We start from the raw sequence: 22,005 nt of genomic DNA, 5'->3' as shown, positions 1-22,005 counted from the left end.
GAGGTTTTCATAGATGCCGTTACGGACCCTTGAGACCTGGCCCCACGGCGCAATCATGCTGGACGCAGAGCACACGCGTTTTGCCTTGTGGGCGCCAGATGCGTTTTACGTCAGTGTCGAACTGGAAGATGGACAGCCCTTGCCACTCCTGCCTCAGGCAGATGGCTGGTTCGTGATCAACACCTGCTGCCCCGCCGGCACGCGTTACCGCTACAACATCGACGGGGAACTTGCGGTGCCCGACCCGGCCTCCCGCGCGCAGGCCGGTGATATCGACTGCCACAGCGTGGTGGTCGATCCACTTGCCTATCAATGGAAACACAGCGCCTGGCGCGGGCGGCCGTGGAATGAGGCGGTGATCTACGAATTGCACGTCGGTGCGCTCGGCGGCTTCAGCGAAGTCGAACAGCACTTGGCGCGCCTCGTGGAGCTGGGCATCAGCGCGATCGAACTGATGCCCCTGGCGCAGTTCCCCGGTGATCGCAATTGGGGTTACGACGGGGTTCTGCCCTACGCGCCGCAAGCCTCCTATGGCACTCCCGAACAACTCAAACACCTGATCGACACCGCCCACGGTCTTGGCCTGGCGGTGATTCTCGACGTGGTCTACAACCACTTCGGCCCGGACGGCAATTACCTGCATCACTACGCCAAGGGCTTCTTCCGCGAAGACAAGCACACCCCATGGGGCGCGGCCATCGACTTCCGGCGGCGCGAGGTGCGGGACTTCTTCATCGACAATGCGTTGATGTGGTTGCTGGAGTACCGCTTCGATGGCTTGCGCCTGGACGCGGTGCACGCCATTGAAGACCCGGACTTTCTTCAGGAACTGGCGCAAAAGGTTCGCCAGCAAACCGATCCGGGCAGGCATGTGTGGCTGACCGTTGAAAACGAACACAACCAGGCCCGCCTGCTCGAAGAAGGCTTCGACGCGCAGTGGAACGACGACGGCCACAACGCCTTGCACGTGCTGCTGACCGGCGAAACCGACGCCTATTACGCCGACTATGCGCAAAACCCCACTGAACAACTGGCGCGCTGCCTGAGCAAGGGCTTTGTGTTTCAGGGCCACGTGACCCGTCACGGTACAACCCGCGGTGAGCCCAGCGGTCATTTGCCGCCCAGCGCTTTCGTGCTGTTTCTGCAAAACCACGACCAGATCGGCAACCGCGCCTTGGGCGAACGGCTGCATCAACTGGCCAACCCCGATGCGCTCAAGGCAGCCACCGCCTTGCTGCTGTTGTCACCGATGATCCCGCTGATGTTCATGGGCGACGAGTTCGCCGCCGAGCAACCGTTCCTGTTCTTCACCAGCCATCACGGTGAACTCGCGAAGTTGGTCCGCGAGGGACGACGTAACGAGTTTGCCGCCTTCAGCGCGTTTGCTGATCCGCACAAACGCGAGCAGATTCCCGACCCCAACGCGCGCCAGACCTTTGAGGCTTCACGCCCCGAGCTGACATCAACCCGACAATCCGCCATACACGACCTGTATCGCCAACTGTTGCAGATCCGCCATCAGCAGATCATTCCTCGTCTGCCCGGTGCTCAAGCATTGGGCGCGGACGTGCTGGGCGCAGGCGCAGTAACGGCGCGCTGGCGACTGGGCGATGGCAGCCTGCTGTGCATTGACCTGAACCTCAGCGACACGCCGGTGGTCCACTCCCCACAGGCCGACGCTTCGTTGTTGTTCGAATACCCGCCACAGTCAGCCGGCCTGTTGGATCAGGGCACACTTGCCCCGTATTGCGCGCTAGTCAGCCTCACGGCCACAGCCCCTTTGCTAACCCCGGATGGAGAGCGCCCATGAGCGATGCGCAACTGGAAATACTGGCCAGCCGAGCAGGCCTGGCAGTCGACTGGATCGACGCCAACGGCCGCCCACAGAAAGTCGCCCCATCAGTGTTACGCAACGTCCTCACCGGACTCGGCCACCCGGCCGGCAGCGCTCAGGAAATCGACGCCAGCCTGCTGGAACTGCAGCAGGTGCAACAGACCCGACACCTGCCGCCGCTGCTGACCGCAGACTTCGGAGTCGGCCTGAGCCTGGCGCATTACTTTGAGCCGCAAACACCGTGCGAGATCCACCTCGAAGATGGCTCGCGACTCAACCTGAAACTGGATGCCGAGGCGATACTCCCCGGCCTGATCCCGATCGGTTATCAACATGTCAGCATCGACGGACAACAATTTACGTTGGCCGTGGCACCGACGCGCTGCTACAGCGTCGGCGATGCCGTCGACAGTCCGATACCGCGCGCCTGGGGCCTTAGCGTGCAGTTGTACTCGCTGCGTCGTCCGGGCGATGGTGGTTTCGGCGATACCCAGGCGCTGGAAGACCTTGCCCGAGTCGCCGGCGAGCGCGGTGCTGAAGCGCTGGCGATCAGTCCGCTGCATGCGATGTTCGGCAGCGACACTCAGCGTTACAGCCCGTATTCGCCTTCCAGCCGTTTATTTCTCAACAGTGTATATGCCGCGCCGGGCGCCATCCTGGGTGATGGAGCGTTGCGTACTGCGATTGATGCCACAGGCCTGGCGGCAGAACTCAAGCACCTTGAAGCCTTGCCGTTGATTGATTGGCCGGTGGCGGCCGAAGCCAAACATCGTCTGTTGCAAGCGTTGTACGAAGGCTTTGTGCAGGGTGAACACCCGTTGCATGCCGACTTCAGCAGCTTCCGCCACGCCGCTGGCGAAGCCCTGGAAAACCACTGCCGCTTTGAAGCCATTCAAGAGTCCCGCGCCGCCAAGGGTGAAAGTCTCGACTGGCGGCAGTGGCCCGAGCAATGGCAAAACCCGCGCAGCGCGGCCCTCGCCGAATTCGCCGAAGAGAACGCCGGACGCATCGGCTTCTTTGCCTTCTGCCAATGGCTGATCACACGCTGCCTGGAGCGCGCACAAACCGCCGCCCGCAGCGCCGGCATGAGCATTGGCTTGATCGCCGATCTGGCGGTGGGTGCCGATGGCGGTGGCAGTCAGGCCTGGAGTCGTCAGGACGAATTACTCGCCTCGCTGACCGTGGGCGCACCGCCCGACATCCTTAACCGCACCGGTCAGGGCTGGGGGATCTCCGCATTCTCGCCCGAAGGTCTGATACGCAATGGCTTTCGTGCCTTCATCGAAATGCTCCGCGCCAATTTTGCTCACGCCGGTGGCCTGCGCATCGATCATGTCATGGGCCTGCAACGGCTTTGGGTGATCCCCAATGGCGCGTCACCTGCCGACGGCGCCTATCTCTACTACCCGGTGGACGACCTGCTGCGTTTGCTGACCCTCGAGTCCCATCGGCATCAAGCCATCGTCCTCGGTGAAGACCTCGGCACCGTAGCGGATGGGTTGCGAGAAAAGCTCATCGCCCGCTCGATCCTCGGCATGCGCGTGCTGCTGTTCGAGCAGGACAACGCGCACTTCAAAACGATTCTCGACTGGCCGGACAACGCCCTCGCGACCACCAGCACCCATGACCTGCCGACGCTCAATGGCTGGTGGCATGGCCACGATATCGACTGGAACGCCCGACTGGGCATGGTTGACGCCCCGGGTGAAATCGAATGGCGCCACCACCGCGAACGCGAGCGTGAAGGCCTGCGCCGGGTGTTGAGCGAAGACCCGCAGAACTTTCGCGAAGAGTCCCATGAAACCGATCAGGTGCTCGACGCCGCGATACGGTTCCTCGGTCATACCCGTGCGCCGCTGGTGTTGCTGCCGCTGGAAGATGCCCTGGGCATCGAGCAGCAGGCCAATTTGCCCGGCACCACCGACACGCACCCCAACTGGTCCCGACGCTTGCCCGGCGACAGTGAAGCCTTGCTCGATGACCCGGACGCCGCCCGACGCCTGGAACTGCTTGCCTGTGCGCGGCTTCAGGCGGCCGAGCGTGACCAATGAAGCAAACGCTTATCCAACCGCTGCGGGCGACCCTGCGGCTGCAGTTCCATAAAGGCTTCACGCTGGACGATGCGGTGCCGCTGGTGCCGTACTTCGCCAGCCTGGGCATCAGCCATGTCTATGCGTCACCGCTACTGAGTGCTCGCGCCGGTTCCATGCATGGCTACGACGTCGTGGACCCGACCACGGTCAACCCGGAACTGGGCGGCGAAGCGGCGCTGCGGCGTTTGGTCAGCGCATTGCGCGAGCTGAACATGGGGCTGATCCTCGACATCGTCTCCAACCACATGGCCGTCGGCGGTGGTGATAATCCCTGGTGGCAGGAGTTACTGGAGTGGGGGCGCCTGAGCCCTTACGGCGAGTTCTTCGATATCCAGTGGCATTCGCCCGATCCGTTGATGGTAGGCCAGTTGCTGTTGCCCTTCCTCGGCAGCGACTACGGCATTGCCTTGCAAGACGGCACCCTGCGCCTGCGCTTCGATGCGCAAAAGGGCGCGTTTTATGTCGAGCACTATGAGCATCACTTCCCGATCTGCCCGACCCATTACGGCGAACTGCTCAGGACCGATGACCCGCTGAGCGCCGAGTCGCTCAAGTCGCTGGCAGACCGTTTCAGCACCTTGAGTTACCAGACCGACGCCCACAGTCTGGCGATGCCGCTGAAAGCAGAGCTGAGTGAGCTGGCCAGTGATCCGGCGATTCTGCAGGCCATCCAGCAAAACCTCAGCGCTTACGACTCGCTCACCGACGAAGGTTTCCAGCGCCTGCACCAATTGCTTGAACTCCAAAGTTATCGCCTGGCCAGTTGGCGCACGGCGGCAGATGACATCAACTGGCGGCGTTTTTTCGATGTCAACGAACTGGGCGGCCTGCGGGTCGAACGCCCCGCCGTGTTCGAAGCCACCCACGCGAAAATCTTCGAGCTGGTGGCCGAAGGCCTGGTTGACGGTCTGCGCATCGACCACATCGACGGCCTCGCCGACCCTCGGGGTTACTGCCGCAAATTGCGGCGGCGGGTCGACAGCCTGTCGCCGGACCGGCATCTGCCAATCTACGTCGAGAAGATCCTCGGCGAAGGTGAAACCCTGCACCGTGACTGGTCGATGGATGGCACCACGGGTTACGAGTTCATGAATCAGTTGTCGCTGCTTCAACACGCTCCCGAAGGCGCCGACACCCTGGGCGAACTGTGGAATCGCTACAGCGAACGGCCCGCCGATTTCTGTCAGGAAGCGCAACTGGCCCGCCAGCAGATCCTCAACGGCTCCCTCGCAGGAGACTTCGAAAGCGTCGCCCAGGCCCTGTTGCAAGTGGCCCGGGATGACCTGATGACCCGCGACCTGACCCTCGGTGCGATTCGTCGGGCGTTGCAGGAACTGATCGTGCATTTCCCGGTGTACCGCACCTATATCAGCCCCCGTGGGCGGTCGGCTGAAGACGATGTGTTTTTCCAGCAAGCCATGGACGGTGCCAGGCTTACCCTCGGCGAGGCCGACTGGCCGGTACTCGATTGCCTGGCCAGTTGGCTGGGGGGTGAGCCGTGGCGCAAACGCCCGTTGGGCCAGCCGCGCAAGATGCTCAAGCATGCCTGTGTGCGTTTTCAGCAACTGACGTCGCCGGCGGCGGCGAAGGCTGTGGAGGACACCGCGTTCTATCGCTCGGCGACATTGTTGTCGCGCAATGACGTGGGCTTCAGCACCGAGCAGTTCAGCGCGCCGGTGGCCGATTTCCATGAGGCTTGCATCAACCGTCTCGAAACGTTCCCCGATAATTTGCTGACCACCGCGACCCACGACCACAAACGCGGCGAAGACACCCGCGCACGCCTGGCGGTGCTGAGCGAGCGCAGTGCCTGGTACGCCGAGCAAGTGACGCTCTGGCAGGCCCTCGCCCGGCCCCTGCGCGATGATGACCAGATGCCGACTGCGGGCGATGAGTTGATCCTCTATCAAGCGATCCTCGGCAGCTGGCCGCTCGATTTGCGCAGTGATGATCAAGCAGCTCTGGAGCACTACACTCAACGTATGTGGCAGTGGCAACAGAAAGCCTTGCGCGAAGCCAAGTTGCAAAGCAGCTGGAGCGCGCCGAACGAAGCTTACGAACAAGCGGTTCAGCACTTCCTGCAACGTCTGCTTCTGAGCCCCGAAGGTGAACTGTTACGCACTGCCCTCGGCAAAGCAGCCAACAGCATCGCCGTCCCCGGCGCCCTCAACGGGTTGGCGCAAACCTTGCTGCGCATGACCGTGCCGGGGGTACCTGACCTGTATCAGGGCAACGAGTACTGGGATTTCTCGCTGGTCGATCCTGACAACCGCCGGCCGGTGGATTACGCCAGCCGTCAGCAGTCGTTGCAGACGCCATTGGAACTGCCCGAGCTGTTGGCTGACTGGCGGGACGGGCGCATTAAACAAGCGCTGATCGCTCAAGTGTTGTACCTGCGACAGGAGCACACCGAGCTGTTTCAGCGAGGGACGTATCAAGCCCTTGAAGTCGTCGGCAGCCAGGCTCACCGGGTGCTCGCATTTGCTCGCTCGCTGGAAGGAAAACGCGCCATCGTGATCGTACCGATACGCTGCGCCCAATTGCTGAAAAACAGTGCCGAGCCATGGATTGACGCGCCGCTGTGGGGCGATACACGGGTGAAATTACCGTTCACCCACCCTGATGCACATTTGAAGGGACTTTTTTCAAGCACCGCAGTCACACCCCAAAGGGAGCTGAACATCAGCGCCGCGCTAGGGGATTTCCCAATCAATGTTTTTATCCAAACTACCCCTTGAGTTCAGTTCAGGAGCATTGCGATGAGCACTAACGATAAACGCATCCGCGAATTCGCCTATCAGATTTGGGAATCGGAAGGAAAACCCGAGGGCCAGGACGCTCGCCACTGGGAGATGGCCCGCAAGCTGGCTGAAGCCGAAGCCCTGGCACCGAGCAAATCGCCAAAAGCCGCTGCCAGCAAAACCGCCGCCACCAAGACCCCTGCCAGCAAACCCAATGGCAAGGCAGCGGAGCCAAAAACCAAAGCCAAGCCCGCGGCTGCCGCCAAGGTCATCCCGCCGGGCGAAAAAGCCAACGAGAAAAAGCCTCGAGCAGCGCGAAAACCGCCCGCGGTTTGACGCCCTCACCTTTGTCCTGAATGACCTCGTGGCGAGCCCTCTCGCCATCGAGGGCTCGCTCGCCCTCAAAAAAAACCAGAGCCAAGAACTGTCCCCCCTTTGCAGGAGCACCTATGACCAGTCCGAAGAAAGCCGCGCCAGAACCTCAGCTCGAGGCCTCGCGAATCCGTGAAGGCTTGCCCTTCCCGCTGGGCGCGAACTGGGATGGCCTGGGGGTCAACTTTGCCTTGTTTTCCGCCAATGCCACCAAGGTCGAGCTGTGCATCTTCGATGATGCCGGCGAGGTCGAACTGGAACGCATCGAACTGCCGGAATACACCGACGAGATCTACCACGGCTACCTGCCCGACGCGCATCCGGGGATGATCTACGGCTACCGTGTCTATGGCCCGTATGACCCGGCGAACGGTCATCGCTTCAACCACAACAAACTGCTGATCGACCCCTACGCCAAACAACTGGTCGGCCAGTTGAAATGGTCCGAAGCGCTGTTCGGCTACACCATCGGCCACCCCGATGCCGACCTCAGTTTTGACGAACGCGACAGCGCCCCGTTCGTGCCCAAGTGCAAGGTGATCGACCCGGCTCACACCTGGGGCCACGACCATCGGGTCAGCGTGCCGTGGGACAAGACCATCATTTATGAGACTCACGTGCGCGGTTTCAGCATGCGTCACCCCTCCGTCCCCGATAACGTGCGCGGCACCTTCGCCGGGTTGATGGTCGATGACGTGCTGGAACACATCCGCAAGCTCGGCGTGTCGACGGTGGAATTGCTGCCGATCCATGCCTTCGTCAACGACCAGCATCTGTTGCACAAAGGCATGACCAATTACTGGGGCTACAACAGCATCGCGTTCTTCGCCCCCGACCCGCGATACCTGGCCAGCGGCAAAATCGCCGAGTTCAAGGAGATGGTTGCGCACCTGCACGAAGCCAATCTTGAAGTGATCCTCGACGTGGTCTACAACCACACCGCCGAGGGCAACGAACAAGGCCCGACCCTGTCCATGCGCGGCATCGACAACGCCTCCTACTACCGCTTGATGCCCGAAGACAAGCGTTTCTACATCAACGATTCCGGCACCGGCAACACCCTGGACCTGAGTCACCCATGCGTGCTGCAAATGGTCACTGACTCCCTGCGCTACTGGGCTTCGGAAATGCACGTCGACGGTTTCCGATTCGACCTGGCGACCATTCTGGGCCGTTACCATGATGGCTTCGACGAACGTCACAGCTTCCTTGTGGCCTGCCGTCAGGACCCGGTGCTGCGTCAGGTGAAGATGATTGCAGAAGCCTGGGATTGCGGCCCCGGTGGCTATCAGGTCGGTAACTTTCCGCCTGGCTGGGTCGAGTGGAATGACAAATTCCGCGACACCGTGCGTGCGTTCTGGAAAGGCGACGACGGCCAACTGGCGGACTTCGCCAATCGCATGACCGCCTCCGGCGAGATGTTCAATCAGCGTGGCCGGCGTCCGTATGCCTCGGTGAACTTCGTCACCGCCCACGACGGTTTCACCCTTAACGACCTGGTGTCGTACAACGACAAACACAACGAAGCCAACGACGAGAACAATCAGGACGGCAGCAACAACAACCTGTCCTGGAACCATGGCGTCGAAGGCCCGACCGACGATCCCGAGATCAATGAGCTGCGTCAGCGCCAAATGCGCAATTTCTTTGCCACGCTGCTGCTGTCCCAAGGTACGCCGATGCTGGTGGCCGGCGACGAATTCGCCCGAACCCAGGAAGGCAACAACAACGCCTATTGCCAGGACAGCGAGATCGGTTGGGTCAATTGGGACCTGAGCGAAGACGGCAAAGCCCTGCTCAAGTTTGTAAAACGACTGATCAAGTTGCGCCTGGCCTACCCGATCCTGCGTCGCGGTCGGTTCCTGGTGGGCAATTACAACGAGGACATCGGCGTCAAGGACGTCACCTGGCTCGCGCCGGATGGCAGCGAAATGTCCATCGAACAATGGGAGGAAGGCCATGGTCGCTGCCTCGGCATGCTGCTCGATGGCCGCGCCCAGGAAACCGGTATCCGCCGCAAGGGTGCCGACGCCACGCTGCTGTTGGTGGTCAACGCGCATCACGACATCGTCAATTTCCGGCTTCCGGAAGTGCCCGACGGCGGTTTCTGGACCTGCATGATCGACACCAATCAACCGTCGATTCGCGGTCAGGAACGCTTCGAGTTCGGGCACGAATATTCGGTCACTGGCCGTTCGCTGCTGCTGTTCGAATTGCAGCGTGAGGAAGAAGAGTGAAATAGACCTTCAGGGATTCCAGGCACTATTCGTCCCGCAGCGTTCCAGTTGCCGGGACGGGGTGCAGGTCGGATAAAAAAAGGTACCGGACGGAACATCGACGCGACGAATAGCGTGACATGAGCAATACTCTGCTCGCGGCAATCCAGGGTTTGGAGCGCTGCACATTGCTATCAACGAGAACAAGGACGTAGCCATGAAATCGGTTTCCATCAGTGAAAGCAGCCTGCCAGTACAGATCTGGAACAGCGCCCCGCAACTGGACAACATTCCTGTCATCAGCACTCAGACCCTGGTCCCCGCCGGCGCTCGCGCTGTAGTGATTGCCCCACATCCCGGCGATGAAGTCGTGACCTGCGGCGGCCTGCTGCAGTTGCTCAGCGCCCTGGGTCATCCCCTGCAATTGATCTCGATTACCGACGGCAGCGCCAGCCATCCGGGCTCGCAACAGTGGTCGGAGAAACGCTTGAGCGTGTTCCGCCCCCAGGAAAGCCTCGAAGCCTTGCGCCGGCTCGGGCTGCCGATGCACAGCCTCAAATGGATTCGGGGCGGCTTCACCGACAACGCCCTGGCCGAGCGGGAATTTCAGATGACTCAATTCATCGCCCGTTATTTACGCCCCGGGGATGTGGTGTTCAGCACCTGGCGCGAGGATGGCATTGTCGACCATGACGCCGTTGGCCGGGCCAGCGCCAAGGCCGCGGCCATGGTCGGTGCGGCGTTCAACGAAGTACCAGTCTGGGCCTGGCACTGGCCAACGCGTGATCGAGGGCTCATCCCGTGGCATCGCGCGCGCAAGGTTCGCCTGGACACCTGGACCGTCGCGCGCAAAAGCCACGCCACCCACGCCTATGCCAGCCAGCTCGACGGCGAGCCGGCCATCGGCCTCGCCCCCCTACTGCCCCCGGTGCTTCTGGAGCGGATACGGTTGCCCTACGAAATTGTCTTCGTCTGACGCAGCGTTGTAGCAGCTGTCGAGCTTGCGAGGCTGCGAGGCTGCGTTCGGCTGCGTAGCAGTCGCAAAACCCGGCAGCGCGGCGTGTCAGGCAAACTCCATATTCTGGATGACGACTGTTTCGCAGCCGAACGCAGCCTCGCAGGCTCGGCAGCTGCTACATTTTGGTGTGAAGGCTGCTTGCGACGAATCACTCTGAACTGCCCGCCGCTGTATCAGTCGCATACATAAGCAGCCCTGATTCAGAGGAGTGAACGTGACCAGTGATTCCAAGTGGCAGGCCGTCGAATCATCTCCATTGAACACGCCCCCGGCGATTCATCGACTGAGAGTGCTGACGGTCAACACCCACAAGGGTTTTACCGCACTCAACCGACGTTTCATTCTCCCGGAACTGCGTGAAGCGGTACGCAGTACGTCGGCGGACCTGGTGTTCCTGCAGGAAGTCGTCGGTGAACACGACCGCCATTCCACTCGCTACAACGATTGGCCGCAGACCTCACAGTACGAGTTCCTGGCCGACAGCATGTGGAGCGACTTCGCCTACGGTCGCAACGCGGTCTATCCCAACGGCCACCACGGCAATGCCCTGTTATCGAAATACCCGATCCGCGAACACCGCAACCTCGACGTCTCGATCACCGGCCCCGAACGCCGCGGCCTGCTGCATTGCGTTCTGGATGTGCCGGGGCACACTGAAGTCCATGCGATCTGCGTTCACTTGAGTCTTCTGGAAAGCCATCGCCAACTACAGCTCCAGCTACTCTGCCAACTGCTCGAATCGTTGCCCGACGATGCGCCGGTGATTATCGCCGGCGACTTCAACGACTGGCAGCTGCAAGGCAACACCGCCCTCGCCCGACGCGACTACCTGCATGAAGCCTTCGAGCGTCACCACGGTCGCCCGGCAAAAACCTATCCGGCACGCTTTCCCCTGCTGCGCCTGGATCGGATCCATCTGCGCAATGCCAGCAGTCATGAGCCGCGAATACTGGGGCACAAGCCCTGGACGCATTTGTCGGATCACTTGCCGTTGGCGGTGGAAGTGCATCTTTGAAACGCTCATTAGTTTCATAGACTACTGTGCCGGCCGCTTTCATGCGTTTAGCGGACTCGTTTAAAGACACTCGGTGTTACGTCCTAACGGCTACAACGCCTTGCGTCGTTACCTACACGTGCGCCAGAATCCGCCGGCTTGTGCGCTTTGACCCCGGCCTCTATCGTTTACCTGCCACTGCTCATCAGTGGTCGGGTTTAGTCGCCCGGTGGTTATCGGTAAGGTGCATAAGCGCCATTCAGTCAGGTCGTTCTATGCCTGTACTTGATGGTGGCTGTGCGCAGGGCGCCCTTGGGCGCGCCGGGCTTGCTGATTCCACCGGTCGACTAACCTGCGTACAGCCGCCACCCTCTTTTAGTCGAGAGCGGTAGCGGCCCCAACTCTGGAAATCAGATCTATGTTCAAAGTAACGCCGAATCCCCCGCACACGGGTCCAGTACCCTACGACGCCTTTATTGATCTTGACCCCAAGAAAATGAGAGAGGCGGCCGACCGCGCACTCAGCTTCTACCTCAACCCCGGGGCGACGAAAACGCAGATACCGCCCTACAAGCCCAGCACCATTTTCACCATCGACGCAGCGGTGGATGACGAAACGTTGCTCGTCGAGGCCTGCGAATCGTTGGCATCAGCCAGCGCCATGGTCAACGATCTCGCCGACGTAACGGACGGCCCGCGACGGCAAACGATGCTGGTGCTGCAACGGATGATCATGTTGGGTGAGTTAGCGGTCAATCGGGTTTTGGATAACCACAAGCCTGGGTAGTCGCCAGGCGAGTAGCGAGGGCGCTTGCGCCCTCACTATTTAGAAGCATTCAAAGGTCTCATTCGACTCTGACGGTGCCTGGACCGGTCGCCTCGGCGCTCGACTCAAAGGCCGATACCAAGTCAGTGGACGACCACTGGAACCTTATCTACGAGCCAATCTGTGGCACACCCTTTCCGGTACTCGCGAAAACCGCGAGCGTGTATGGCGCAGTCGACTACACCCGCAATATCGACAGTAATCAGCTGCGCGCAACGGCCGCAAATGTCGGTGTCAGGGTGAGTTGGTAGACCGGTAGCCCACTATCAAAAACGCTCTGGAACGCGGAATTTTGACGATGTTTCGAACAAACAAGAACTTAGATGTAGGGCATAAATCAGTCACTTGCGAGTCCTAAAATACACATACCATTTATCGGCCATTTTCTTGACGCGATGTCAAGGGTCTTCTTAGCTACACGTTACTACCCCCGGAAATACACTAGGGGCAAACCCCAAGACACCCGCAAAAACGGGCGACCAGAGGCTTGCCCCACTACATTCGGTCGCCCCTCATTCGGGGTAGGAGAGACGCCAGAGCGAGATACCGCATGCGATTGCAAGGTAGACCTCCATGAAAACTTCATTCACCCAACATGAGATCAAAGTTACTTTTTGCACTGTCTCGAGTTCACTCCTTCTGTGCTCGACCATGGAAGTACAGGCAGGGCCGGCAGAGTATGAAACCATGCCTTGGTACCGTCAGGATGTTCCGGTCATGACTTTGCCCGCGGTCACTTTCACCGGCCCCTACCCCGGCCGCTTCAGCGTCGCCTCCGATATACGAAGTTCACACCTGACCATTGAGGACGCTGCGCCTTCGGCCTGGGATCAGGTATATGGACAGGCCTCGCGGCAGGCGCAAACCGATGTTCTGGCTCAGGGATTTGCTATCCCTGGCAGTAGCGAATTCAAAGGTCCGGCGATCCTGACTCTGCAAAGCGGTAGCGGTCATACCCAGCGGGTCGGACTGGTCGGCGGCATCACTCAGTTACAAGGCAACAGCAACGGGCTGCTGACCGGTCCCGCCCTTGCCGACCCCAGCCACGACACCCTCAACCTCGAAGGCCAGAGCCTCGGCGCCTACTGGAGCCTGACCGGGCCCCAAGGCTGGCACGTGGATTTGACGGCCAGCGGCGGCCGGGTCAACGGTTATACCCGCAATGACCAGGGCGCCCGACAAGCGGCCGAGGGTAGCGCGGTGACGCTGTCGGTAGAAGGTGGTTTCCCCATTGGCCTTAGCGATCACTGGGTAGTCGAACCCCAGGCGCAATTAATCAATCAACGCATTACCCTGGACACCCCGTATGCCGGCTCCGGCAATGCCTCATCCAGCGACCTGACGTCCTGGAGCGGCCGAGTCGGTGCACGGTTGAAAGGTAGTTACGACATCAACGGACTGGGGGTCGAACCCTACGTGCGAACCAACTTGTGGCACACGGTGTACACCGGCAATACCGTGAACCTCGATCAGGTCGAGAAGATCAGCAGCAGCCGCTATTCATCGACCGTCGAAGTGGGTTTGGGGTTGGTGGCCAGAGTGACGCCCGCCGTGAGTTTTTACGTCAGCGCCGACTACAGCAGTGATGTGGATGACAATGATTTGAACGGGTTGATTGGGAGTTTGGGTGTGCGGATGCGTTGGTAGAAAGATCAAAAGATCGCAGGCTCCTACAGAAGGTACACCGACCTAACGTAGGAGCTGCCGCAGGCTGCGATCTTTTCGGATCAACCCTCCGGACGCAGCATCAACACCGCCAGCGGCGGCAGGTTCAATACCAACGAGAGAGCCTGGCCATGGCTCGGTTCCTCCTCGGTAAACGCCCCGCCGCTGTTGCCATAGTTCGAACCGGCGTAAGTGGCCGCATCGCTGTTGATCACCTCGGTCCAACGCCCGGCAAACGGTACGCCGATGCGATAACCCTCTCGCGGCACCGGCGTGAAGTTAGCCACCACCAACACCGGCCGCCCATCCCTGCTCCAACGCATGAAGGCGTAAACGCTGTTGATTGCATCATCACCGATCAACCACTGGAAGCCTTGCGGCGCGTCGTCCTGATCATGCAGCGCCGGTTCTTCGCGATACAGCCGATTAAGATCGCCGACGAGTTTCTGCACCCCTTTGTGTTCCGAGTACTGCAGCAAGTACCAGTCGAGCTGCTGATCGTGGTTCCACTCACGCCACTGACCAAACTCGCAGCCCATGAACAACAGCTTCTTGCCCGGATGCGCCCACATAAAGCTGAGGTAGGCGCGCAGGTTGGCGAATTTCTGCCAGCGGTCACCGGGCATCTTGTCGATCAGCGAGTGCTTGCCGTGTACCACCTCGTCGTGGGAGATCGGCAGGATAAAGCGCTCGGACCAGGCATACACAAGGCCGAAACTCAGTTCATTGTGATGATGAGCGCGGTACACCGGGTCCTGCTGGATGTAGTGCAACGAATCGTGCATCCAGCCCATGTTCCACTTGTAGTCAAAGCCCAGTCCGCCCTGTTGCGTGCCCTGGCTGACACCCGGCCATGCGGTGGATTCTTCGGCAATCACCAGCGCGCCAGGGGCTTCGATGTCGACCACGTCATTGAGATGGCGCAGGAAGTCGATGGCTTCAAGGTTCTCCCGACCGCCGTGACGGTTCGGCACCCATTCGCCGGCCTTGCGCGAATAATCGCGATACAGCATCGACGCCACGGCATCGACCCGCAGACCGTCGACGTGGAAATGTTTGAGCCAGTGCAACGCCGAGGCCAGCATGTAGCCGTGCACTTCGGTGCGACCCAGGTTGTAGATCAGCGTGTCCCAGTCCTGATGGAAGCCTTCCTGCGGGTTGCCGTATTCGTACAGCGCGGTGCCGTCGAATTGCGCCAGGCCGTGGGTATCGGTCGGAAAATGCGCTGGCACCCAGTCGAGGATCACGCCGATGTCGGCCTGATGGCAGGCATTTATGAACGCGGCGAAGTCATCCGGCGTACCGTAGCGGGCGCTCGGGGCGAATTGCGACAGCAGCTGATAGCCCCAGGAGCCGCCGAACGGGTGTTCCATGATCGGCATCAGCTCGATGTGGGTAAACCCCAGATCCTTGACGTAAGGAATCAGCCGCTCGGCCAACTCATGCCAGGTGTACTGGCGGGCGACCTCGCCCAGATCATCCAGCTCACATTGCCAGGACCCGGCATGCAATTCGTAGATCGACAGCGGCGCACTCACCCGATGACGGTCGCCCCGCGATTGCATCCAGTCCTGATCCTGCCAATCGATGTTCAGCGGCGAAGCGACTTTTGACGCGGTGTCCGGCGGCAGCGAGGTGGCCAGCGCCATCGGGTCGGCCTTGAGCGGCAGAATGCCGTGGGTGCCGAGGATTTCGTATTTGTATGTTTCCCCCGCTTGCATGCGCGGGACGAAAATTTCCCATACACCGGTAGGATGACGCAGGCGCATCGGGTGCCGGCGACCGTCCCAGTTGTTGAAGTCACCCACCACCGACACCCTTTTGGCGTTCGGTGCCCACACGGCGAATCGCACGCCATCGACACCGTCGACGGTTTGCAGCTGCGCGCCCAGGCAAGCGCTGAGATCGCGGTGATTGCCTTCGGCGAACAGGTACAAGTCCATCTCACCCAGCAACGGGCCAAAGCTGTAAGGGTCCTCGGAAATTTGTTCGCCGCCGGCCCACCGGGTTCGCAGCAGATACGGCTGCGCCCGATCGAAGTGCCCGACGAACAGGCCCGGTGTCTGGGTGGCCTCAAGGTTGCCGAGTTCCTCCCCGGAGTCCTTGGCCAAAACCTGCACGCTCAAGGCGTCCGGCAAATAGGCCCGAATGAATTGCCCGCCGGCACCATCGCCGTGGGGGCCAAGAATTGCAAAGGGGTCGTGATGTTCGGCGCGTACCAGCGCGTCGATGTCCCGCGATCTGGGTAGCAACGCTTCTTTAGCGTGACCCTGTTCCTTGTTCGAGAAACTCATGACTACTCTCCACCAAGATCGGAAAAGGGTTTAAGCCCTCTCAATAACCCATACAAACCGTGCAACGGCACGGGCAACCAGGTGGGGCGATTTTCTGCCTCATAGGCCACTTCATACGCTGCCTTCTCCAGGCCGAACAACGCCAACGCGGCGTCCTCGCCTTCCGGATCTTGCCATGCATGAGCAAGACTAGCTGCCGCCAGCCGATAAGCGTCGACAAATGCTTGTCTTGCTTCACTTAAATAGCGATCAGCGACACGTTGACGAGCGGCTTGGGCATCGGCCGTGTTGTCGACGTTGTGCACATTGATCGCCATCGCCGCAGCGTAGTCAAAAGAACGCAATACGCCACTGACGTCTTTGTACGGGCTGTGTTTGCCCCGTCGCTCATGCAGCGGCCGCGCCGGCTCGCCTTCGAAGTCGATCAAGTAGGCGTCGCCCTTGATCACCAGCACCTGGCCCAGGTGCAAGTCGCCGTGGACGCGAATGCGCAGACCACCAACGGCTTTTTTGCCCAGTTCCTGAACATGGCTGAGGATGGCTTTTTTGTTGTCCAGTAAACGAGTGACCAAGGCTTTGTCTGCCGGGTTCAATTCGCTTTGATGCTGTTGGAGCAACTTCAGCGCGTGCTCCAGTTGCGCCGCCACGTCCTTGGCGCAGGCCAGGGCATCTTTCTGGGTGGTGACCTTCGGGGCGAAGTCCGGGTTGTCGCTGGGCGCCGCCAGCAGCTGATGCATTTCGCCCAGGCGCTGACCGAGCATGCCGGCGAAGTCTCTCAGTTCGCCCAAGGCGTTGTAGTGTTGCTCCTGCTCGGACATGGCGTCGGCCAGCTCGTCGCGCAGCGCCCGTTCGAGGTTGTTCTGAGTCCATTCCCAGGCGTCGCCCTGATTGCTCAAATAGCCTTGGGCAATCATCAGCAGGTTGTCCTCGCCTGCCGGATCACGGCGAACCACTGAACCCAGCAGCGGCGAAATATTGCGGAAACCGGCGTGAGTCAGGAACGCGCTCATTTCCAGTTCCGGGTGCACGCCAGTCGCGATCTTGCGGATCAGCTTCAACACCAGGCTGTTGCCGATCACCACCGAACTGTTGGACTGTTCGGCGGACAGGTAACGCACTTCCGATTCCCCGCTCAAGCCGAGATTCGCCAGTTCCGCCGTCGGCTCGAAATGGATCTCGCCCGCGCTGGATGGCAATACGATATTGCTTTGTATGCCATGCAAAACCGCATGCACAAAGGTGTCGAGGCTGAAGGCGTCGGTGATCAAACCGACCTGACGCACGCGCCGGACTCGAGACAAGGCCAGTTGCTGAGGCAACGCGGCACCGACCTGATCTTCGGAGATAAAACCGAACGGCAACTGATAGCGGCTGGTCTGGCCGCCACTGGTGACGTCGATTTCACTCAACAACACGGGGTGCAGCGGATCGCCGAAGCGCACACCGTACGCGATGTTGACCTGTTCGATGGCCGCGTCCTTGCCGGCAAACCAGCGGCGATTCTGTAGCCAGCTTGGCAAGATGCCCTGCTCCAGAGTGCCGCGGGACGGCGCTTCGAGCAGTTCTTCCATGCGTTTCTTCAGCACCAGCGTGGTGAAGTCCGGCAGGCTTTGCGCCGGTTCCACGTGCCAGCTTGGCATTTGGTTTTCCGCCGCCAAGACGAACCAATAGAAACCGTAAGGCGCCAGGGTCAGCAGGAAATTCAACTGACCAATAGGCGGGAAGGCGTTACCGCCGAGCATCTCCACCGGCACCATGCCGACGTAGGCCGACAGGTCCAGCTCCGCTGCTTGCGCGCTACGTGACACGTTGGCCACGCACAAGATGATTTCGTGCTTGCCGTCAGCCCCCGTGAATTCTCGGGTGTAGGCCAGGATCCGCCGGTTGCTCGGCGAGAGCATTTTCAGTGTGCCGCGACCGAAGGCCTTGGACTGCTTGCGCACGGCGAGCATGCGCCGGGTCCAGTTCAGCAACGAATGCGGGTCGCCGGCCTGGGTTTCGACGTTAACCGACAGGTAACCGTATTGCGGGTCCATGATCGGCGGCAGCACCAGGCTCGCCGGGTCGGCGCGGGAGAAACCGCCGTTACGGTCAATCGACCACTGCATCGGCGTCCTCACGCCGTCACGGTCGCCGAGATAGATGTTGTCACCCATGCCGATTTCATCGCCGTAATACAGGGTCGGCGTGCCGGGCATCGACAGCAGCAGGCTATTTAGTAGCTCCACCCGGCGACGGTCGCGCTCCATCAAAGGTGCCAGGCGGCGGCGAATGCCCAGGTTGATCCGCGCCCGACGGTCGGCCGCGTAGTAATTCCACAGGTAATCGCGCTCCTTGTCGGTGACCATTTCCAGGGTCAGCTCATCGTGGTTGCGCAGGAAAATCGCCCACTGACAGTTGGCTGGGATCTCCGGGGTCTGACGCAGAATGTCGGTGATCGGGAAACGGTCTTCCTGGGCCAGCGCCATGTACATGCGCGGCATCAGCGGGAAGTGGAACGCCATGTGGCATTCGTCGCCGTTCAGGCCCTTGGCGTCGGTGTCGCCGAAATACAGTTGCGTGTCTTCCGGCCATTGGTTCGCCTCGGCCAGCAGCATGCGGTCCGGGTAGTTGGCATCGATTTCGGCACGGATCTGCTTGAGGACGTCGTGGGTCTCGGGCAGGTTTTCGTTGTTGGTGCCGTCGCGTTCGATCAGGTACGGAATCGCGTCCAGACGCAGACCGTCGATGCCCATGTCCAGCCAGTAGCGCATCACCGACAGCACGGCTTTCATGACTTGCGGGTTATCGAAATTCAGGTCTGGCTGGTGGGAATAGAACCGGTGCCAGAAGTACTGACCGGCCACCGGGTCCCAGGTCCAGTTGGATTTTTCGGTGTCGAGAAAGATGATACGAGTGCCGTCGTACTTTTGATCGTCATCAGACCAGACGTAGAAGTCCCGCGCCGCCGAACCTTTCTTGGCTTTGCGCGCTCGCTGAAACCAGGCGTGCTGGTCCGAGGTGTGGTTGATGACCAGTTCGGTAATGACCCGCAGGCCACGTTTGTGGGCTTCCGAGATGAAACGCTTGGCGTCGGCCATGGTGCCGTAGTCGGAATGCACGCCACGGTATTCGGCGATGTCGTAGCCATCGTCGCGTCGTGGCGAGGGATAGAACGGCAACAACCAAATGGTGTTGACGCCCAGATCGGCAATGTAATCAAGTTTGGCGATAAGACCGGGAAAGTCGCCGATCCCGTCATTGTTGGAGTCGAAAAAAGACTTAACGTGAACCTGATAGATCACCGCATCCTTGTACCAGAGCGGGTCCTTGATAAAGGTGGCTGCCTTGGGTTTCTTCGCCATTTGAAACTCCTGTTGAATTCGAAATTTGCTGAGCCGAGCGCCTGTCACAAACGCGATGATTACCTGTGGAAGCGAGCTTGCTCGCGATGGCGATTGAACATTCAACAGATGTGTTGCCTGCCAAATTGCTATCGCGAGCAAGCTCGCTCCCACAGGTCCTGCGTTTACACAGTAATCCGCCAGATCCCGAACGGTTGATGCGCCGGGTCGATTCGCATGAATTGGTACTTACCGTGCCAGGTCCAGCGATGACCGCTCATCAAGTCTTCGCCCTGGGTGCTGGCGTCGTCGGGCAAGCCCATTTCCCACAGCGGCAATTCGAAATTCGCTTCCTGGACGTTATGCGGATCAAGGCTGACGGCCACCAGAATGAAATTGCTGCCATCCGCGCTGCGTTTGCCGAAATACAGAATGTTGTCGTTCCAGGCGTTGTAGACCTTCAAGCCCAAGTGTGTCTGCAGCGCCGGGTTCTGCCGGCGGATGCGGTTGAGCTGGGCGATTTCGGCAATGATATTGCCCGGCGCGTTGAAGTCCCGTGGGCGGATTTCATACTTCTCGGAATTGAGGTATTCCTCCTTGCCCGGCACCGGTGCCGCTTCACACAGTTCGAAGCCTGAATACATGCCCCACAGACCGGAGCCCATGGTCGCCAGCGCCGCGCGGATCAGAAAACCGGCGCGCCCCGACTCATGCAAAAACGCCGGGTTGATGTCCGGTGTGTTGACGAAGAAGTTCGGCCGGAAGCATTCGCGCCACGGTGACTCGTTGAGTTCAGTGAAATAGGTGGCCAGCTCGGACTTGTTGTTGCGCCAGGTGAAATAGGTGTAGCTCTGGGAGTAACCGACCTTGCCCAACCGCGCCATCATTGCCGGGGTGGTGAAGGCTTCGGCCAGGAAGATCACCTCGGGGTACAGCGCTCGCACATCGGCGATCAGCCACTGCCAGAACGGTAGAGGTTTGGTGTGAGGGTTGTCGACGCGGAAGAGCTTCACGCCCTCCTCGACCCAACCCACCACGATGTCGCGCAACTCGACCCACAGACTCGGGATCGCATCGCTGGCATAGAAATCGACGTTGACGATGTCCTGGTATTTCTTCGGCGGGTTCTCGGCGTATTTGATCGTGCCGTCCGGCCGCCAGTTGAACCAGCCCGGATGCTGCTGCAGCCACGGGTGATCCTGGGAACACTGAATCGCGAAGTCGAGGGCGATCTCCAATCCATGGTCCGCGGCTGCCGCGACAAGACGCCGGAAGTCTTCGCGGCTGCCCAGCTCCGAATGAATCGCCTCATGCCCGCCCTCTTCGCTGCCAATGGCATACGGACTGCCCGGATCGTCCGGCCCGGCGGTCAGGGAATTGTTCGGGCCTTTGCGGTAACTGCGGCCGATCGGGTGGATCGGCGGGAAGTACAGCACATCGAAGCCCATGTCCTGGATCATCGGCAGCCGCGCATGCACATCGTTGAAGGTGCCATGACGGGCCGGATCGTCAGTGATCGAACGCGGAAACAATTCATACCAACTGGCGAACTGCGCCAGGTCCCGTTCGACGTCGAGCGGGTACTCAGGGCTGATGCTCAAATAGGCACGATGATCGGCCTGCGCCATCAACCCGGCGCTACGCTGGTGCAGAAACAGCTCGACCTGCTCGATTTCGAGCAGACCCGACAATTCATGGTGCAGCGCCGCCAGTTGCTCGCTCAACTGCCCGTCCGTGCGTTCGGCGGCGTGCTGGACCAGCGTTCGGCCTTCCTGCAATTCCAGACTGATCGGCACCCTGGCGGCGTGTTTTTTCTCCAGCTCATAACAGAAGCTGGAGAACTGATCGATCCAGGCCTCGATGCAAAACACATAACGGCCCTGTCGCGCGACCCGGAACTGGCCCTGCCAACCGTTATTGCCCAGGTCGGTCATGACTTCACTTTGCCAGGTCTCATCGCCCTCGGCACGCGAGCGTATGCGCACGGCCAACTTGTCGTGACCGTCGGCAAACACTTTGCTGGTCACCACCACGTCCTGGCCCACCACCGCTTTGACGGCGAACTGCCCGCCATCGAGGGTCGGCATTGTGTTTTCAATGGCGATGCGCGGCAGCAGCAAAGCCTGCGACAGCGGCATATGAGGGTTGTAGTTCAGCTCTGTCGGTTTTTCAGCAGTCATCGAGCATCTCTCCTTTACGCCCCATGGACGCTCTTGTGTCTGTGGCTTGTAACAGGATAGTCATCCCGCAGGATCGTCCGCCCCGGAATGAACTCACTTAGGTTCCGAGCGACAGGCGCCGGTAAAAGTTCACGAGGAATTGCCTGAGCCTTCGGAGGAATCAATTCCTTTACACGGTGGTCAACACACTTAAGCACGACTTACGCCATGTGCCACTGGAGACTGAATTTATGAGCATTCCGATCCCTGCCGAAACGCCTGATCCAAACATCGACAGCCCGACCATTCCGCCGACCGAACCTACGCCTGTGCCTGAGCAAGATCCGCCCGGCACCACCCCGCCACCGCGGGAAGAACCGCCAGAGACGATGCCGCCGGTGATCGTTACACCGTAGGAGCTGCCGAAGGCTGCGATCTCTTGATTTGCTTTTCAAGATCAAAAGATCGCA

Annotated in this window: 13 protein-coding genes and 1 pseudogene; 11 read left to right on the top strand and 3 right to left on the bottom strand. The window is 60.3% G+C overall.

Features of this window, described 5'->3' with window-relative positions; all coding sequences use genetic code 11:
- The first annotated feature begins 13 nt into the window (after positions 1–13).
- The 10 genes and pseudogenes from treZ (at position 14) to MO767_RS25830 (ending at position 13,741) form a co-directional block, all read left to right on the top strand.
- The gene (gene treZ / locus MO767_RS25875) at positions 14–1,810 is read left to right on the top strand and encodes a malto-oligosyltrehalose trehalohydrolase (RefSeq protein ID WP_282482846.1); all 1,797 of its coding nucleotides are present in this window, start codon (positions 14–16) and stop codon (positions 1,808–1,810) included.
- On the top strand, positions 1,807–3,885 hold the full coding sequence (gene malQ / locus MO767_RS25870; RefSeq protein WP_282482845.1) for a 4-alpha-glucanotransferase: 2,079 nt from the start codon (positions 1,807–1,809) through the stop codon (positions 3,883–3,885). The genes treZ and malQ overlap by 4 nt, the downstream gene beginning before the upstream one ends.
- Positions 3,882–6,665: a malto-oligosyltrehalose synthase gene (locus tag MO767_RS25865; protein WP_282482844.1), complete on the top strand. Its 2,784-nt coding sequence runs from the start codon at positions 3,882–3,884 to the stop codon at positions 6,663–6,665. Before malQ ends, MO767_RS25865 begins: the two co-directional genes overlap by 4 nt.
- Before the next feature lie 21 nt (positions 6,666–6,686).
- The gene (locus MO767_RS25860; RefSeq protein ID WP_282482843.1) at positions 6,687–7,004 is read left to right on the top strand and encodes a DUF2934 domain-containing protein; all 318 of its coding nucleotides are present in this window, start codon (positions 6,687–6,689) and stop codon (positions 7,002–7,004) included.
- A gap of 113 nt (positions 7,005–7,117) precedes the next feature.
- Complete coding sequence (glgX, locus tag MO767_RS25855; RefSeq protein ID WP_282482842.1) at positions 7,118–9,277, top strand: glycogen debranching protein GlgX; 2,160 nt, start codon at positions 7,118–7,120, stop codon at positions 9,275–9,277.
- A 196-nt stretch (positions 9,278–9,473) separates the two neighbouring features.
- A complete protein-coding gene (locus MO767_RS25850; protein ID WP_282482841.1) occupies positions 9,474–10,232 on the top strand; it encodes a PIG-L family deacetylase in 759 nt (252 codons plus the stop codon).
- Positions 10,233–10,488: 256 nt separating this feature from the next.
- The gene (locus tag MO767_RS25845; RefSeq protein ID WP_282482840.1) at positions 10,489–11,289 is read left to right on the top strand and encodes an endonuclease/exonuclease/phosphatase family protein; all 801 of its coding nucleotides are present in this window, start codon (positions 10,489–10,491) and stop codon (positions 11,287–11,289) included.
- A 397-nt stretch (positions 11,290–11,686) separates the two neighbouring features.
- Positions 11,687–12,055 (top strand): DUF6124 family protein, encoded by a 369-nt coding sequence (locus MO767_RS25840; RefSeq protein WP_282482839.1) that lies wholly within the window; start codon positions 11,687–11,689, stop codon positions 12,053–12,055.
- A gap of 49 nt (positions 12,056–12,104) precedes the next feature.
- Positions 12,105–12,345, top strand: a pseudogene (locus MO767_RS25835) (autotransporter domain-containing protein); the annotation flags it as partial.
- 322 nt (positions 12,346–12,667) lie between these two features.
- Positions 12,668–13,741 carry an autotransporter outer membrane beta-barrel domain-containing protein gene (locus MO767_RS25830; RefSeq protein WP_282482838.1) on the top strand — a complete coding sequence of 358 codons (1,074 nt, stop codon included), beginning with the start codon at positions 12,668–12,670 and terminating at the stop codon, positions 13,739–13,741.
- An 80-nt stretch (positions 13,742–13,821) separates the two neighbouring features.
- Here MO767_RS25830 and glgB read toward each other — a convergent pair whose 3' ends face one another.
- The 3 genes from glgB to MO767_RS25815 form a co-directional block, all read right to left on the bottom strand.
- On the bottom strand, positions 13,822–16,053 hold the full coding sequence (gene glgB / locus MO767_RS25825; RefSeq protein ID WP_282482837.1) for a 1,4-alpha-glucan branching protein GlgB: 2,232 nt from the start codon (positions 16,051–16,053) through the stop codon (positions 13,822–13,824).
- A gap of 2 nt (positions 16,054–16,055) precedes the next feature.
- Positions 16,056–19,397, bottom strand: coding sequence for a maltose alpha-D-glucosyltransferase (gene treS, locus MO767_RS25820; RefSeq protein WP_282482836.1), 3,342 nt, complete (start codon positions 19,395–19,397; stop codon positions 16,056–16,058).
- Positions 19,398–19,561: 164 nt separating this feature from the next.
- Positions 19,562–21,556, bottom strand: coding sequence for an alpha-1,4-glucan--maltose-1-phosphate maltosyltransferase (locus MO767_RS25815; RefSeq protein ID WP_282482835.1), 1,995 nt, complete (start codon positions 21,554–21,556; stop codon positions 19,562–19,564).
- Between the two features lie 230 nt (positions 21,557–21,786).
- Here MO767_RS25815 and MO767_RS25810 point away from each other — a divergent pair, with 230 nt between their 5' ends.
- Complete coding sequence (locus MO767_RS25810) at positions 21,787–21,951, top strand: hypothetical protein (protein WP_165353285.1); 165 nt, start codon at positions 21,787–21,789, stop codon at positions 21,949–21,951.
- Positions 21,952–22,005: the final 54 nt, after the last annotated feature.

It is taken from the genome of Pseudomonas sp. UYIF39 (assembly GCF_029963765.1).
Lineage (GTDB): Bacteria > Pseudomonadota > Gammaproteobacteria > Pseudomonadales > Pseudomonadaceae > Aquipseudomonas.
Note: the sequence above shows the minus strand (reverse complement) of the source record. Positions and strands in the feature narration are given on the sequence as shown.